Source organism: Flavobacterium sp. GW821-FHT11G01 (genome assembly GCF_058808175.1).
In genome coordinates, this window is record NZ_JBXARK010000002.1 from 497,323 (window position 1) to 512,608 (window position 15,286).

The 15,286-nt window shown below is 33.0% G+C and carries 14 protein-coding genes; 4 read left to right on the forward strand and 10 right to left on the reverse strand.

Annotation, left to right across the window (positions count from 1 at the left end; genetic code table 11):
- The first annotated feature begins 146 nt into the window (after nt 1–146).
- Complete coding sequence (locus AC1RRN_RS05985; RefSeq protein ID WP_492966433.1) at nt 147–641, forward strand: metallophosphoesterase family protein; 495 nt, start codon at nt 147–149, stop codon at nt 639–641.
- Nucleotides 642–649: 8 nt separating this feature from the next.
- On the opposite strand, the gene AC1RRN_RS05990 is transcribed toward AC1RRN_RS05985, so the two are convergent.
- The 3 genes from AC1RRN_RS05990 to AC1RRN_RS06000 all read right to left on the reverse strand — a co-directional run bounded on the left by AC1RRN_RS05990 (nt 650) and on the right by AC1RRN_RS06000 (nt 2,802).
- Nucleotides 650–1,483: a sensor histidine kinase gene (locus tag AC1RRN_RS05990; protein WP_492966434.1), complete on the reverse strand. Its 834-nt coding sequence runs from the start codon at nt 1,481–1,483 to the stop codon at nt 650–652.
- A gap of 87 nt (nt 1,484–1,570) precedes the next feature.
- The gene (locus AC1RRN_RS05995; RefSeq protein WP_492966630.1) at nt 1,571–2,233 is read right to left on the reverse strand and encodes a response regulator; all 663 of its coding nucleotides are present in this window, start codon (nt 2,231–2,233) and stop codon (nt 1,571–1,573) included.
- Nucleotides 2,234–2,385: 152 nt separating this feature from the next.
- A complete protein-coding gene (locus tag AC1RRN_RS06000; RefSeq protein ID WP_492966435.1) occupies nt 2,386–2,802 on the reverse strand; it encodes a DUF4293 domain-containing protein in 417 nt (138 codons plus the stop codon).
- Between the two features lie 183 nt (nt 2,803–2,985).
- Here AC1RRN_RS06000 and rho point away from each other — a divergent pair, with 183 nt between their 5' ends.
- A complete protein-coding gene (gene rho, locus AC1RRN_RS06005) occupies nt 2,986–4,839 on the forward strand; it encodes a transcription termination factor Rho (protein WP_492966436.1) in 1,854 nt (617 codons plus the stop codon).
- Between the two features lie 158 nt (nt 4,840–4,997).
- On the opposite strand, the gene AC1RRN_RS06010 is transcribed toward rho, so the two are convergent.
- The 6 genes from AC1RRN_RS06010 to AC1RRN_RS06035 form a co-directional block, all read right to left on the reverse strand.
- Nucleotides 4,998–6,014, reverse strand: coding sequence for a M28 family peptidase (locus AC1RRN_RS06010; protein ID WP_492966437.1), 1,017 nt, complete (start codon nt 6,012–6,014; stop codon nt 4,998–5,000).
- Nucleotides 6,015–6,022: 8 nt separating this feature from the next.
- Nucleotides 6,023–7,033 (reverse strand): DUF3667 domain-containing protein, encoded by a 1,011-nt coding sequence (locus AC1RRN_RS06015; protein ID WP_492966438.1) that lies wholly within the window; start codon nt 7,031–7,033, stop codon nt 6,023–6,025.
- A gap of 162 nt (nt 7,034–7,195) precedes the next feature.
- Nucleotides 7,196–7,969 carry a dienelactone hydrolase family protein gene (locus AC1RRN_RS06020; RefSeq protein WP_492966439.1) on the reverse strand — a complete coding sequence of 258 codons (774 nt, stop codon included), beginning with the start codon at nt 7,967–7,969 and terminating at the stop codon, nt 7,196–7,198.
- Between the two features lie 101 nt (nt 7,970–8,070).
- Nucleotides 8,071–10,269: a penicillin acylase family protein gene (locus AC1RRN_RS06025; protein ID WP_492966440.1), complete on the reverse strand. Its 2,199-nt coding sequence runs from the start codon at nt 10,267–10,269 to the stop codon at nt 8,071–8,073.
- A 2-nt stretch (nt 10,270–10,271) separates the two neighbouring features.
- Nucleotides 10,272–11,135 (reverse strand): cyanophycinase, encoded by an 864-nt coding sequence (locus AC1RRN_RS06030; RefSeq protein WP_492966441.1) that lies wholly within the window; start codon nt 11,133–11,135, stop codon nt 10,272–10,274.
- Nucleotides 11,136–11,162: 27 nt separating this feature from the next.
- Complete coding sequence (locus tag AC1RRN_RS06035) at nt 11,163–11,615, reverse strand: Lrp/AsnC family transcriptional regulator (protein WP_026984584.1); 453 nt, start codon at nt 11,613–11,615, stop codon at nt 11,163–11,165.
- Between the two features lie 222 nt (nt 11,616–11,837).
- Between AC1RRN_RS06035 and rocD the strand changes: the two genes are divergently transcribed.
- Both rocD and AC1RRN_RS06045 read left to right on the forward strand, forming a co-directional pair.
- Complete coding sequence (gene rocD, locus AC1RRN_RS06040; RefSeq protein ID WP_492966442.1) at nt 11,838–13,091, forward strand: ornithine--oxo-acid transaminase; 1,254 nt, start codon at nt 11,838–11,840, stop codon at nt 13,089–13,091.
- 224 nt (nt 13,092–13,315) lie between these two features.
- Nucleotides 13,316–13,768, forward strand: coding sequence for a DUF1810 domain-containing protein (locus AC1RRN_RS06045; protein WP_492966443.1), 453 nt, complete (start codon nt 13,316–13,318; stop codon nt 13,766–13,768).
- A gap of 115 nt (nt 13,769–13,883) precedes the next feature.
- On the opposite strand, the gene AC1RRN_RS06050 is transcribed toward AC1RRN_RS06045, so the two are convergent.
- Entirely contained in the window at nt 13,884–15,278 is a 1,395-nt protein-coding gene (locus AC1RRN_RS06050) for a RagB/SusD family nutrient uptake outer membrane protein (protein ID WP_492966444.1), read from the reverse strand.
- Nucleotides 15,279–15,286: the final 8 nt, after the last annotated feature.

Consider the following 15,286-nt stretch of genomic DNA (forward strand, 5'->3'; position numbering starts at 1 on the left):
AACACAAAATTTGAAATCCGATTTGCGAAAGCGAATCGGTTTTTTGTATAAAAAAAACTTAGCAACTTAGCAACTTAGTCCCTTAGCATCTTTTAAAAAAACCTTTGTACCTTTGAACCTCTGAACCTTTGCCTCTCAAAAAAAGAATGAAAAAAATCCTGCTCCTTTCCGATACTCATAGTCATATTGATGATACTATTTTGAAATATGTAAATCAAGCCGATGAAGTTTGGCATGCCGGAGATATTGGTGATTTGCATGTTACCGATACCATAAAAAAACTAAAACCGCTTCGTTGTGTTTATGGCAATATTGATGATGCGCAAGCGAGATTAGAATTTCCATTGCATAACCGGTTTTTATGCGAAAATGTTTCGGTTTGGATTACACATATTGGTGGTTATCCCGGAAAATATAATCCGGCGATTAGAGAAGAAATGGCTTTGAACCCTCCTAAATTATTTATCTGCGGACATTCACATATTTTAAAAGTAATGTTCGATAAAAAAAATAATTTGCTGCATATGAATCCCGGCGCATGTGGAAAAAGTGGTTTCCATCAAATGCGTACAATGCTTCGTTTTGTTATTGACGATGATAAAATTAAAGACCTGGAGATTGTTGAAATAGGAAAAAAATAATGTCTTATTTAGTGTGGAAGCGGAATTTTGATTTTAATCTTTGTTCCCTCATTGGGTTTTGAATCTATTGTAAAACTTCCTTTGAATTTTTTAATTCTGGCTCGAATACGGTTCAGGCCAAAACCTTCTGCATCTTTTGTTTTTTTAGTTATAAATCCTTTTCCATCGTCTTGAATTGCAATAATAAATTCATTGTTTTTCTCTACAAGTGAAATTGTAGTTTTCTTTGCTTCACTATGTTTTATAATATTATTGAAAAGTTCAGAAACAATAAAATAAATTTTCATTTCGAATTTTTCAACATACCTTTTTTCTGTCGGAATTGTGCTTGAAAATTCAAAAGTAATGTCAGAATTAGAATTTCGTTCACATAAATCTTCTAAAGCATAAATCAACCCAAAGCGAACTAAAAGAGCAGGAACAAGATCATGAGACATGTCCCGTAAAAGATCATGAGCTTCTGCCAGAATTGCTTTTGTTTTTTGAATTTCTTCCGAATTAATATTATTTTGGGTAGTGAAAACATTCAAATGTAATCCTGCAGAAGATAATAGAGAGTTGACATTATCATGTAAAAAAGCAGCAATTTTTTTTCGCTCCATTTCCTGACTGTCAATTCCGGCATTGATGACATTGAGCAGTATTTTTTGCTTTATGTCTTTTCGTTTTATTTTCTGCTTTAATTCATTATTTTGATAAAAGAAATAAAATAGAAAAAATAAGATTACAATTAAGACAATGGATAAGCTAACTACTTTTTTATTTCTTAATTGCTCGTATTTATGAAGTTCAGTAACAGTATTTTTTTTTGAATTTTCTGATTTTTGAATTTCTTCCTTCAAAATCTCTTTATGTTCTTGTCTAAAATTAGAATTTACAGTGAAAAATAAAAAAAACAGAAGTACAGTGAAAAGTCTAATAAAAAACATTTAAGGATTAATTAAATTGTTTTTTAAAGCATATTTAACCAGACCAATAGTATTTTTAGTCTGCAATTTTCTCATAATATTTTTTCGATGGGTTTCGACTGTATTGGTACTAATGAAAAGTTTTTCACTTATTTCTTTTCCACTATATTCGAGTGAAATTAGTGCAACAATCTCAATTTCTCGCGGAGTTAAAATCGGATTTTCGACGTAAATATTTTTATTTAATTTTGGATTATTATGCGCGAAAACATTGAAGATTTTTTCTCTCACAGCATTTGAAAAATATTCCTGACCCTGATAAACGGCTTCTATAGCTTCGATGATATTTTCGCCAGCGCATTTTTTAGTCAAATAGCCTTTTGCGCCTAGTTTCATAACTTCTTTAATGATTTTTAACTCATCATAGCTTGATAAAATAATGACTTTGCAAGGACTATTGTTTTTATGAAATTCCTGCAATACTTTGATGCCATCTTTTTCGGGCATGCTAATATCTAAAACTAAGATATCAGCATTGTTTTGAAGAACATCCTCATATATAGTAATACCGTCCAGTGAATTTCCTACGACTTCAAAATTAGAAACGGTTTGTAATAAATTGGTAAGACCATCGATAAGTACTTGATGATCATCGGCAAGATGTATTCTTATTTTGGTTGTTATCATTGTTTTTGGAAATGAAAAAAAAAGCAAAATTAGAAAGAAGTTATCTTCTCAAATTGCCTCAAAAAGGCTACTTTATAACATTTTAAGCCACAAAAAAACCCGAATATAAATTCGGGTTCTCTTCGCACAAAAAAATTAAGTTTATAGGTTTACCTCAAACGGTCTACAGATTTTACGAGATCTTCATCCTTCTTGATGGCCTTATTAGCTAAAACTAATAACACGATAGCAACAATCGGTAGAAACATCCCAATACCTTTCTCTGAAACAGCATTAACTGTCTCTCCAGATAAATTTAGAGAGCGATATACAAATAATCCTAATAAAATTAAATTTAATATTATGTTCAGTCTGTTCATCACAAACTGATTTTGTCTTTTTTTGAATGAAATAATACTAACAATAGTAAGCATTGTACTTAAACCTAATAAAATAGTATAAAACTGGTCTTGCATAAAATAAAATGCTTTACCTGTATTTAATGTCCAAAGCGGAATAAAAAACATTAAAACCCCTGTTACAACAAAGGTAAGAAGTAAATAAACGGTTTGAATTCTTTGTATCATGGTCTAAAATTGTTTTACAAAAATATATTTTCTTTTTTTAAAATACTATTGTATGATTAAATTTTATTCGTATTATTGCATCATAATACCGTAAGCACTTCATACTGCGGTCAATTGAAAACAATTATCTACCTATTCTTTTTACAGTATTTCCTTTAAAATAATTAAATTCATAGAATATTCATGTTTGATATTTCTGCATTAAAAGAAATGAAGCTTTCTGAGCTTCAAGAAATAGCTAAGTTAGCTAAAACTATAAAGTTTAATGGCGTTAAAAAAGAGGCTTTAATTAGTCAGATTTTAGCACATCAGGAAGCGACTGAAAAGCCGCCTGTCAATGTTGCGCCTCAGGCAGAAATAGCAGATGATAAACCTAAGAGAGCAAGAATTGTTCCGACTAAAAAAGTAGCAATTAATAAAAATGCTCCTGTTTTAGAGTTTGATAAGGTTGAGGAAACAGCTGAGAAGATAGAGGAGACACCTGAAAAAGTGGTAACACCTAAGATTTCAAAACCAAACACTAAAATTCAGCCGGCTCCAAAAGTTCAGGAAGTTGCAGAATCAGCACCGGTAGAGAAAAAAGGACCGAAGATCGTAAAATTCAATAAATCAGCTTACGAGAAAAAGGTTGCTTTACAAAAGGAAAAAGAAGTTGCTTCTGAACAACCAGTTGAAACAGAAACCGAAACCGAAACAGAAACACAAACAGAAACTGTAGCTCCGGCTCCAGTTGCCGAAAAAGTTGAAGGAGCTGCTCCGGTAAAAAAGATAAATCCTAATCAGAATAAAAATCAAAATCCGAACCAAAACCCAAACCAGAATCCAAATCAAAACCAAAACGGAAATGGAAATGGGAATAACGGAAATCAAAATCCAAATCATAAAAATAAAAAGAATAATTTCAGAGATTCAGATTTTGAGTTTGATGGAATTATTGAAAGTGAAGGTGTTCTTGAAATGATGCCTGACGGATACGGTTTCTTACGTTCATCAGATTATAATTATTTAGCCTCTCCGGATGATATTTATTTATCAACTTCGCAAATCAGATTATTCGGTCTTAAAACCGGAGATACTGTAAAAGGAGTGGTTCGTCCTCCTAAAGAAGGCGAAAAGTTTTTCCCTTTAGTTCGTGTACTAAAAATTAATGGTCACGATCCGCAGGTAGTTCGCGATAGAGTTTCTTTCGAACACCTGACTCCAGTTTTTCCTTCTGAAAAATTTAAATTAGCCGAAAAAGGAAGTTCTATTTCAACCCGTATTATCGATTTATTTTCTCCGATAGGAAAAGGACAACGTGGTATGATAGTCGCACAACCGAAAACCGGTAAAACAATGTTATTAAAAGACATTGCCAATGCGATTGCAGCCAACCATCCTGAAGTTTATTTGATCGTTCTTTTGATTGATGAGCGTCCTGAAGAGGTTACAGATATGCAAAGAAGTGTTCGTGGAGAAGTTATTGCTTCGACTTTTGACAGAGAACCACAAGAACACGTGAAAATAGCCAATATTGTTTTAGAAAAAGCAAAACGTTTAGTAGAATGCGGACATGATGTTGTGATCTTACTAGACTCAATTACACGTTTGGCAAGAGCTTACAATACAGTACAACCAGCTTCTGGAAAAGTTTTAAGTGGAGGTGTTGATGCGAATGCATTGCAAAAACCAAAACGTTTCTTTGGAGCAGCAAGAAATGTTGAAAACGGTGGATCATTAAGTATCATCGCAACAGCATTGACTGAAACAGGTTCTAAAATGGATGAGGTTATCTTTGAAGAATTTAAAGGAACCGGAAACATGGAACTTCAATTAGATCGTAAAATCGCGAACAAACGTATTTTCCCTGCAATCGATCTTACATCTTCAAGTACACGTCGTGACGATCTATTATTAGACGAGAAAACGTTACAAAGAATGTGGATTATGCGTAAATATCTATCCGATATGAACCCGGTAGAATCTATGGATTTTGTAAACGATCGTTTCAAGAAAACAAGAAATAACGAAGAGTTTTTGATTTCTATGAATGACTAAAAAAAGTTACAAAGGTTCAGAGGTTCAAAGTAGCAAAGGTTTAATTTGAAGATTCTGAATAAATACATAAAAAAAGGATGAGTTTTTACTCATCCTTTTTTTATGATAAAGGTTCAAAACCTCTGGAACTTTGCCCCTTTGAAACTTTGGACCTTTTTTTATTTTTTATCAACTACCGGTCTGTTTTCTCTATTTGCTAAATCCCAGGCTACAACAAATGCTAGTTGTGCTCTTTTTGCTAAAGCGTCGTATTCGATTTTTTGAGTTTCGTCGCCTTTTTGGTGATAATCTTCGTGAACTCCGTTAAAGAAGAAAACGGCTGGAATACCATGTTTTGCAAAGTTATAGTGGTCAGAACGCTCATAGAAATGATTTGGATCTTTTGGATCATTAAATTTATAATCTAAATCTAATTTAGTGTATTTTGCATTTTGAGAAGCAACAGCATTATGTAAATCTGATGAAAGTCTGTCGGCGCCAATTACATAAACATAATTGTTAGATTTAGCATGTTCAACATCACGACGTCCGATCATATCAATGTTGATATCGGTAATTGTGTTTGCGATTGGAAATAATGGATTTTCAGAGTAATAACGAGATCCATGTAAACCATGTTCTTCACCCGTTACATGCAGAAACAAGATAGAACGTTTTGGTCCGTGTCCTTCTTTTTTTGCTTTTGCAAATGCTTTTGCAATTTCTATTACTGCAACTGTTCCTGAACCATCATCATCAGCTCCATTATAGATTTCTCCATTCTTAATTCCAACGTGATCGTAATGTGCTGAAATCACTAATACTTCATCTGGTTTTTCAGAACCTTCAATGTAAGCCCAAATGTTTTCTGAATCAGGCAGATTTTCATTGCGTTTTGCATTCAAAAATGCTGCAGGGATATGTTGGTAATAATCTGTTGCGCCTTTTGGGAACGAAATTTTATTTTTTTTGTATTGCTCAATCATGTAAAGTCCGGCTTTTTTCTGTCCTTTTGAGCCCGTTTCACGACCTTCCATTTCATCAGAAGCAACAACATAAAGCATTTTTTTTAAGTCTTTTGCTGTGATGGCATTCATGTATTTGGTTGGATCAGAGTTGTCTTTTGAAACAACTGACTGAGCATTTTTACATGAAAACGCGGAAGCAATTAGTAATAGAATTACAATTTTTTTCATTGATTAGTTTAGTGTAAGTTGATAAATATATATAGCATATAAAAAACAAGTAAAAATAGGATAAAAAAGAAGTTTATAAAGAATAAGATAAAACTTTTAACAAATGAAACTATTCTGGTTTCGCCATAAAAACGATGATGTGCCGGATAAAAGTAATAACACATCCATACAATCCCAACGAAATTAATAATATTACCAACGAAAGTAAGCGCGCCGTTTTCTCCAAAAAAGCCAATTACTCTGGTGATAATAAATAAAAGGAGAAATATTAAAAGTAGAAAGGAGAAATAATGTAAGGTGAAAATACCGTGATCAAAATAGTACCACTTCTTTTTGCTATGAAAAATCCATAAAAAGAAGGCAAAGAAAGGCATTATAATAAACAAAATTTTGGGGATATTATGGATAAAAGATTCGATGAATTTTTCGATAATTTGCTTTTTGGTATTATGTTCAGTAACATGCACTGCTTTTTCGTAAATCCAATATTGAAATTCTGTAAGTTTTTCACTTTCCTTACCATACTTTTGAACAGAGTCAATTTCTTTCATTGTTTTTAACTGAAAGTAATTTTTATTGACTTGTTTCATCGTTTTTGATTCAAGGTAATTTTTATCGTTCAAATTTTCAGTTTTATCTTTGCTGGGTTTTTCAAAATTTGAAGTAATTTCCTTTTCGCCTTTGGTAAGATTCTCACTTACCTTGTTAGGGAACATGGCAATTAAAAGGAAGGTTATAAAACTGATAAAAATATAAAGACGAACGGGCGCCAGATAGGACAATCTTTTGCCGGATAAATATTCTTTAGTTAAAGTGGCAGGTTTAAAAAGAAGATTTTTAATGGTTTTCCAAAATGCATTTTCATAATGCGTTAAATCTTCAAAAAAATGAATAAATAAATGATGAAATGTTTTTCGCGAATCTGTATTTTCCTGTCCACAATTTGGACAAAATTTTTGTTCCACAACATGCCTGCAGTTTAGGCAGGTTTTATCTTTTCTAATTGGACTATGTGACATTGGTTAATTTGTTGATTTTGATTTGGTTTAGTTGTTTTTTTTGCCCACAGATATTACGGATTTAAACAGGTTTACGCTGGTTTCTTTTTACTGCAGATTTTTATTTTGTTTGAATAAATAATCTGTGCTAATCCGTTTAAATCCGTCTTATCCGCGTGCCATTTACTTTTTCAGGACTTCATCCAAAAAAAGCTTCAAATGTTCAAATGATCGCTTGGCAGCCACAGGATTATAAGCTGCTCCTTTAGAATTATCGTTTCCTGCTTCGGGATTAGTGAAAGAGTGAACAGAATCAGCATAATAAATCATTTGCCAATCGGCTTTTGAATCGCGCATTTCCTGTTGAAAAGCCGCAACTTCTTCTTTTGAAACGTAAGGATCGTCAGCTCCGTGACAAATTAAAACTTTTGCAGCAATTGGTGTTGCAGGTCGGGCAGCATCTTTTCCTAAACCTCCATGAAACGAAGCAACTCCTTTTACGTTCAAATGACCGCGCGCAGCTTCAAGAACTCCTGTTCCTCCAAAACAATATCCAATAACTACAATATTATCTGCATTTGCTCCGGATTTGATTAATTCCTGTAAAGCAAGGTTGATTCGTTTTTGATACGCTTCATAATTTGTTTTATAAAAACCAGCTTGTTTTCCTGCTTCAGATGTATTTTTTGGATAATTTCCTTCTCCATAAATATCAGCTATAAAAACGTGATAACCTAGTTTTGATAAATTCTCTGCAATTCCTTTTGAGGCATTGTCAATTCCGAGCCAGGCCGGCAAAAGTAAAATTCCTGGATTCTGACTGCTTTTTTTAGCAGCTTTTATCGATAAACCATTTAATTTCTGATCACCGTCAGCATATTTTACAGGTTTTAATTGTGCATTTATAGTGTTAGAAAACAGTATAGTAGCAAAAATAATTAGGGCTGAATTTTTCATCGTTTTACAATTTTAAACAAATATCAGAAATATTATGTTACAAAAAAACCTCGGAAGCTATTTCTTCCGAGGTTTGTAAATTGTGTACTTTAAGATTGAAATTATTCGCCTGGATGATATGTTTTTTCGGCGTTTTTTTCAACATCATTTTTATAAAATAAGACGTCTTTAAATTGCCCTTTGCGATACATTTCAGCCTGATCAGTAAAATGTTTTGAGTTTTCATCACCGCTGTTTCCTCCGGCCAATAATGATTTTGCTTTTATTTTTGGACCAAATTCAACCGCACAAATAAAACTGTTTCCATTATAACCATATCTTTTTTTAGAACCGTTTTGATAACTGCTTTTAAAAGAAGGCAAACTTCCCCAGGATCCTGGACCAAAACCAATTGGTAAACTTGGTTGAGTGTCATCATATTTCAAATCAATAGCGCCACTTGAACGCTGAAAACGATTAATTTCTCCCCAGGCAACTTGCCAGGTTCCCCATTTTGATTTTAATTCTTTTAGAACACTTTGTAATTGTGGAATTAATTGATCAATACCAGCATTTTTTGCAAAATTCCTCGTGTTTTCAACCTGATCTAATTCGCCTTCGTCAATATAAGCCTTTAAAATAATCGGATCTAATTTATAACCCCATTCGACAGCTAATGTTGTTGCCACCGAATTTTCTTTAGCATAATAATCCCAGTTTTTCAAAATCGAAACAGCTTCTGATAATTCGCTATAATCCGGATCTGTAGGTTTACTATTTTTTTCGAAAACATTCACCAAACTTGGAATCAAAATTTCAAAAATGGATAATTTAGAATCGTAACCATCAGCAATTACCTTGTCTAAAGTATATTTATTGCCTTTGCTGAAAATTCGAACTGCATTTATTCCTCTGAAATTTTCTCCGTCCGGCGCCATATATGGCAGATAATTTTCTCTTTTCGGACTGTTTTCACCCGCAACGGAATACGGTGTTGAATTGCAATTTTGAAGCCAGCCGTTTACAGGATTATATAAATGAACCGTTTCATTAACTTCATGCAAACCTTTCCATTGTGTTGCCGAAATAGAACCGTCAATAACTTTTGACCAATTTAAATTTTTATCTCTTATCGGAATAAAATTGCCATGCCAATACGCGATATTTCCTTGACTATCTGCATAAACTGTATTATTAGAAGTATTCGCTTTCAAATCCATTGCTTTTTTGTAATCATCAAAATTTTTGGATTTTGTTCGAACCCAACTTTGAATCAAACTGTTCATTGAACGATTATTCGATTTTAAACTAATCCATTTTCCATCACGTTTGGCCATTATGGGTCCATTATTAGTGAAATAGGTTTTGAATTTTTTCGGGATTAATTTTCCGTTATCTGTATAATTTATCGTGATTTCTTTTTCAATAACAGGCAAAAGCTTTTTATCGAATTCGTAAAATAATTTTCCGTTTTTATTGGTAATTTTTTCGGCATACATATCGGCGACATCAACATTTGATGAGGTATGCATCCATCCACAATTTTCATTGAATCCCTGATAGATAAAGAATTGTCCCCATGTTACGGCTCCATAAACATTCAAACCTTCTTCGCTAGTTACCTGAACTTCTGGTCTAAAATAGAAAGTCGTATGCGGATTTATGTATAAAATAGCATTTCCATCAGCTGTTTTTGATGGAGCAAAAGCAAATCCGTTTGAACCGGTTTGGACGTATTTTTCTCTTTCTACGTAAGCGACTTTATCATTATTTCCAGAATAAAAAGCTTTTAATTCTGCAGTAGAAAGGTCAGCAGTACTAATGGCGCCAATACTTCCATCTGTCCAAAGCAACGGAAACCAAGGTTCAAAATGCGTTAAAAGTGCCGGTTTTACTTCAGGATGTTTGTAAAGGTAGAAGTTGATGGCATCTGCATAACTGTTCAACAATTTTTTAAGCCATGATGGTGCTTTTTTATAATCGGCTTTGGCTTCGTCAACATCAATTAAAAGTTTAATTTCTAAATCATTATATAAAACCGATTGGCCTTTAATTTCAGAAAGGCGGCCTAATTTTTCAATATAATTCATTTCGATTCTTTTAAAATCATCTTCGCATTGCGCGTAAAGCAAACCGAAAACAGCATCAGCATCGGTTTTTCCATATATGTGCGGAATACCCCAATTGTCTCTAATAATGGTAACTTGTTGGGCTAATTTCTCTAATCGGGCAAGTTCTTTTGAATTATTTTTTTGTGCCGAAATCTGAAAACTGAAGCAGCAAATTAGAAAAGTTAATTTTAGTATTTTAGAAATAAACATGCTTATTTGATATTAAATTTTTGTCCGGCAGTATAAATGCTCATTTCTAATTTTTCAATTGAAATCAGGTTTTTATTTTTGGATTTTATAATTCCTTTTGGGTTTTTAACCACAATAACTTCACTTTCTCCAGCCACTTCAATTTGATTGTTCCGAACGATAATCGCAGTCGCTTCATCAATCCCGATTCCGGTTAAAGCAGGGAATTCTACCAACGCAGAAAGCAAACGATTATAGCGGTTTCTCTTTAAAAAATGCTGATCAATAACGGCCGTTTTCAATAATCCCAATCCTTCAGAAGTTTCTAAATTATCATAACGAATATTGTCAAAAGTACCGGAATATTCTTTTTGTAATTTCTGGTTTCCGGTAATCATTTTTTCAGACATTACGGCCGCTCCGGCACTTGTGCCGGAAATAGTACTTCCGTTTTCATACGCTTTTTGTATTGCCGTTTTGATTGGAGTATTTTGTACTACATTCATAAAACGACTTTGATCACCGCCGCTAATAAAAATAAGTTTTGCTTTTTGAACGGAATCAGTAAGGGTTTTATTTTGAGCGCTTTCCTGATTGAAATTTAGCATTACAATTGGATTTGATGTGAGTTTCACCATCTGCTTTTTAAAAAAGATAAACGAACTATCCGGTTCTTCACTTGACATTGGTAAAACCACGATATAATCTTTTTTAGATAATTCGGCTACAGCCAAAACCTGTTTCATTAAAGCGTCAGAACGATCACCGCCACCGATAATGAATAATTTCCCTTTTGGCGTCTGAGCATTTAGAAAACTAGTGATCAGAAGAAAGAGTAATGCAATATTTTTATTCGAAGAAAACCTAAAAAGCAACTTGTTTTTCATGGATTGAAGCGGGTTAAATAGATTTTCTTATAAAGTGATATTTCTTTTAAAAGCACAACCTAATTCAATAATGGAATCGGTTTTGGCAATGCCCGGAATACTATCTATTTTTTCGTAAAGTATTCTTCGCATATGTTCATGATTTTTTGCAATAATTTTGATGTAAAGTGTAAAAGAACCTGTAACATAATAACATTCGGTAATTTCAGGAATATCTTTTAGAGCTTCGATAATTCGGTCAGAATCAGAATCTTTGTTCAGCGTTATTCCGGTAAAAGAAGCCCAGTCATATCCAATTTTTTTTTCCTGAATAATTGGTTTTATGCCCCCAATTACGCCTTGTTCTATCATTCTGTTGATACGCTGATGCACCATCGTGTTTGATATTTTTAAATTAGCCGCAATTGCAGAAAAAGCCATTCTCCCGTCTTTTTCCAATTCCTTAATTATATTGATATCAAATTCGTCTAATGTTTCCATTCTTTATATTGAGTTTAAATCTGCATTTTTTATATCCATAAAAGTAATTATTTTTTTTAATAAAAAGGGTTAAAATATCAAACATGTAAAAATCATATTTTACTTTTTAATGGTTAAAAATGTATTTTTTGACTTATTTGACTAAAATTAAAGTCAAATGTTGGTTTTAGATGCCGTAAATTGATATTTTTTGATACTTTTGTATTCTAAAAAATAAAGATCATGATTCATACTGAAAATACTCTTTCGTCAAAATCAGAAATTTTGATTGAAAAAGAAAATAAATACGGAGCTCATAACTATCATCCGCTTCCAGTTGTGCTGGAAAGGGGAGAAGGTGTATATGTTTGGGATGTTGACGGAAAAAAATATTATGATTTTTTATCTGCTTACTCTGCAGTAAATCAAGGACATTGCCATCCTAAAATTGTGAAAGCAATGGTTGATCAGGCTCAAAAATTGACTTTAACATCACGTGCTTTTTATAATGACAAACTAGGAAATTATGAAGAATATGTAACGAAGTATTTTGGTTTTGATAAAGTTTTGCCAATGAATACAGGTGCTGAAGCAGTTGAAACAGCATTGAAAGTTTGCAGAAAATGGGCTTATGAAGTAAAAGGAATTCCGGAAAATCAGGCACAGGTTATTGTGTGTGAAAACAACTTTCACGGAAGAACCACTACAATTATTTCATTTTCTAATGATGAAACTGCCCGTAAAAACTTCGGTCCGTTTACAGATGGATTTATAAAAATTGAATATGATAATCTTGAAGATCTTGAAAAAGCTTTAGAATCATCAAAAAATATTGCCGGATTTTTGGTTGAACCAATTCAGGGAGAAGCCGGAGTTTATGTTCCGTCAGAAGGCTATTTGGCGAAAGCAAAAGCGTTATGTGAGAAACATAATGTTTTGTTTATTGCAGATGAAGTTCAGACCGGGATCGCCCGTACCGGAAAATTACTAGCTGTTCATCACGAAAATGTACAACCTGATATTTTAATTTTAGGAAAAGCAATTTCCGGAGGTGTATATCCGGTTTCAGCGGTTTTGTGTAATAATGAAATCATGAATGTGATTAAACCTGGACAACACGGTTCTACTTTTGGAGGAAATCCTGTTGCAGCGGCTGTTGCTATTGCAGCTTTGGAAGTTGTGAAAGAAGAAAAACTGGCAGAGAATGCAGAACGTTTAGGAATTATTTTAAGAAAAGGATTAAACGAAATTGCTGAAAGAAATAATTTGATTACACTGGTTCGCGGAAAAGGTTTATTGAATGCTATTGTAATTAATTGTGGAGAAGATTCTGATTTGGCCTGGGAAATTTGTCTAAGATTCAGAGACAACGGATTATTAGCAAAACCTACTCACGGAAATAAAATTAGATTAGCTCCGCCATTAGTAATGACAGAAACTCAAATTCAGGAATGTCTTGAAATTATCGAGAAATCTTTGAATGATTTTAGAGATTAAATTTTTCCGTAAATATAAAATTTAAGCTGCAATATAATATTGCAGCTTTTTTATTTTAGGGATGAAATTATATAACAAATGAAAATAATTATATAATCTTTTAAATCTAGTTGTGGGGTAGTTTTGGATGTCTTCAAAAAAGAGAATTAAAATTATGTTTTGTTCATTTCAAAAAGAAGATAAACAACCAAAAACTGAGTTATAACTTAAATTCAATTTCATAAATGGCTTATTCAAATACTGATATAACACGTTTTTTAGACGCGCAAAATAAACTTTATCTAACCGCTTTTTCAGAAATTAAAAAAGGAAAAAAAGAAAGTCATTGGATGTGGTTTATTTTTCCTCAAATAAAAGGATTAGGAAAAAGCACCATAGCTGATTATTATGCTCTTAATGGTCTTAGAGAGGCAGAAGAGTTTCTTAATCATCCCATATTATCAAAACATTTAATTGAGATCTCGCAGCTTTTATTAAATTATAAAGCAAGATCTATTGAGGCTATACTTGGAGAATTAGACGCAAGAAAATTGCGTTCTTCTATGACACTTTTTTCTCAGGCTGAAAATGCACATCCTGTTTTTCAGGAAATTTTAGACACCTTTTTTTCAGGTTATTCAGATCCTTTCACATTGTCTATGCCAGCTGCATCCAGACAAATTGCAATGGCATCATAATTTTACCTTTAAATAAAAATAGATTTTATATTAATTTTCAAACTTATTTATAAAATCATAAAAAAACCATCCCGTTTTAGTCGAGATGGTTTTTTAAGTTTATAAAGGTTTCAGTTTAACTACTGTACCCTGGATTTTGTGTGATTTTTTTGTTGGCGTCTGTTTCGCTTAAAGGAATAGGGAAGACCAATTCATCTGCATCAAAAGGCAGCACATCAGAACCATTTCCAGTTGTACTAATATCAATAGAACGTTTTGTTCTGCGAATATCATGGATTAAAAATCCTTCCATTCCCAATTCTAATTCACGTTCCAATAAAATATCATCAATAGTTACTGCAGCTAAATCATCAGCATTTGCTCTTGTTCTGATGATATTGATATCGTCAAGCGGTGTATTTCCTAGCGTTGTTCCGGCTCTTAAATTGGCTTCGGCTCGTATTAAATACATTTCTGCTAAACGAATAAGGGCTACATCAGCAAATTGGTCTGTGAATTTTGAAGTTAAAAGTCTTCCATTGGCATCATTTATATAATTAAATGTTGCCCTGTCATCAGGATCGCTGAATTTTGCTAAATAAGCATCTCTGATAGTGAAATCACCACCACGGCCACCGTTATCTTCAGAAGCGTAAAAAGTTACAGCATCGTTTACACCAGTTTGTTTTGTAATCTGAATAGCAAAAACATCTTCTTCTTTATCTGTTTCGTGATTAAAAGCACCGGCATATGTTTGAGATAGTGAATGTCCACTGTTTTCAATTACGTCATTTGCTGCATCTCTTGCCCCGGCATAATTTCCTTGTTGCAAATATACTCGCGCCAATAAGGCTCTTGCGGCATATTTATCAGCATAAAAACTGTTTTCTTCAGGAAGATTAGTATAAGCCAGATTTAATCCGTCAATAATTACTTTGTAAACCTCGTCAACAGTGCTTCTTTCTTTAGAAAGATCAGCATTAAAATCATAGATCGCTTTTGGTCTGATAACCACTCCTAATTGGCTGTTAGCTTGCCCGCTTACATATGGCTTCGCAAAAAAGCGAACTAAATCAAAATAAGCCAGCGATCTTAAAAAGTTGGCTTCGCCAATCATTCTGGCTTGTTTGTCCGGGTCTTTAACTTTGTCTATATTTTCGATAACGGTATTTGCTGCATTAATGATCTCATAACATCTTGAATAGGTTCCTTCAATAATTACGTTATTAGATTGCATTGATTTAATATACATTTGTCTTAGCTCTCCAAAAGAACCTCTCCATCTTAAATCGGTTGTATTTAATGCACCTGTTACTCCTAATAAATCTGCATAAAGTAAAATTCTTCCTCCATAAGCATTGCCATTTGCTGCCAGGGCATAAGCACCTGTGAGTACATTTGTAACACCACCTTCAGTACTTAAAGTTACTGATGCATCTTCTCTTTGCTTAGGTTCTATGTTTAATTCGTTTTCACAACTTGTAAAAAAGACTGCGAAAATTATAAATAAGATTAATTTATTTGCTTTCATCTTGTTCT

Excerpts from the sequence above, each read along its gene's own strand:
- AC1RRN_RS05985 (WP_492966433.1), top strand. The coding sequence starts at position 147 with ATGAAAAAAATCCTGCTCCTTTCCGATACTCATAGTCATATTGATGAT.
- AC1RRN_RS06000 (WP_492966435.1), bottom strand. The coding sequence starts at position 2,802 with ATGATACAAAGAATTCAAACCGTTTATTTACTTCTTACCTTTGTTGTA.
- rho (WP_492966436.1), top strand. The coding sequence starts at position 2,986 with ATGTTTGATATTTCTGCATTAAAAGAAATGAAGCTTTCTGAGCTTCAA.
- AC1RRN_RS06010 (WP_492966437.1), bottom strand. The coding sequence starts at position 6,014 with ATGAAAAAAATTGTAATTCTATTACTAATTGCTTCCGCGTTTTCATGT.
- AC1RRN_RS06015 (WP_492966438.1), bottom strand. The coding sequence starts at position 7,033 with ATGTCACATAGTCCAATTAGAAAAGATAAAACCTGCCTAAACTGCAGG.
- AC1RRN_RS06020 (WP_492966439.1), bottom strand. The coding sequence starts at position 7,969 with ATGAAAAATTCAGCCCTAATTATTTTTGCTACTATACTGTTTTCTAAC.
- AC1RRN_RS06025 (WP_492966440.1), bottom strand. The coding sequence starts at position 10,269 with ATGTTTATTTCTAAAATACTAAAATTAACTTTTCTAATTTGCTGCTTC.
- AC1RRN_RS06030 (WP_492966441.1), bottom strand. The coding sequence starts at position 11,135 with ATGAAAAACAAGTTGCTTTTTAGGTTTTCTTCGAATAAAAATATTGCA.
- AC1RRN_RS06035 (WP_026984584.1), bottom strand. The coding sequence starts at position 11,615 with ATGGAAACATTAGACGAATTTGATATCAATATAATTAAGGAATTGGAA.
- rocD (WP_492966442.1), top strand. The coding sequence starts at position 11,838 with ATGATTCATACTGAAAATACTCTTTCGTCAAAATCAGAAATTTTGATT.
- AC1RRN_RS06045 (WP_492966443.1), top strand. The coding sequence starts at position 13,316 with ATGGCTTATTCAAATACTGATATAACACGTTTTTTAGACGCGCAAAAT.
- AC1RRN_RS06050 (WP_492966444.1), bottom strand. The coding sequence starts at position 15,278 with ATGAAAGCAAATAAATTAATCTTATTTATAATTTTCGCAGTCTTTTTT.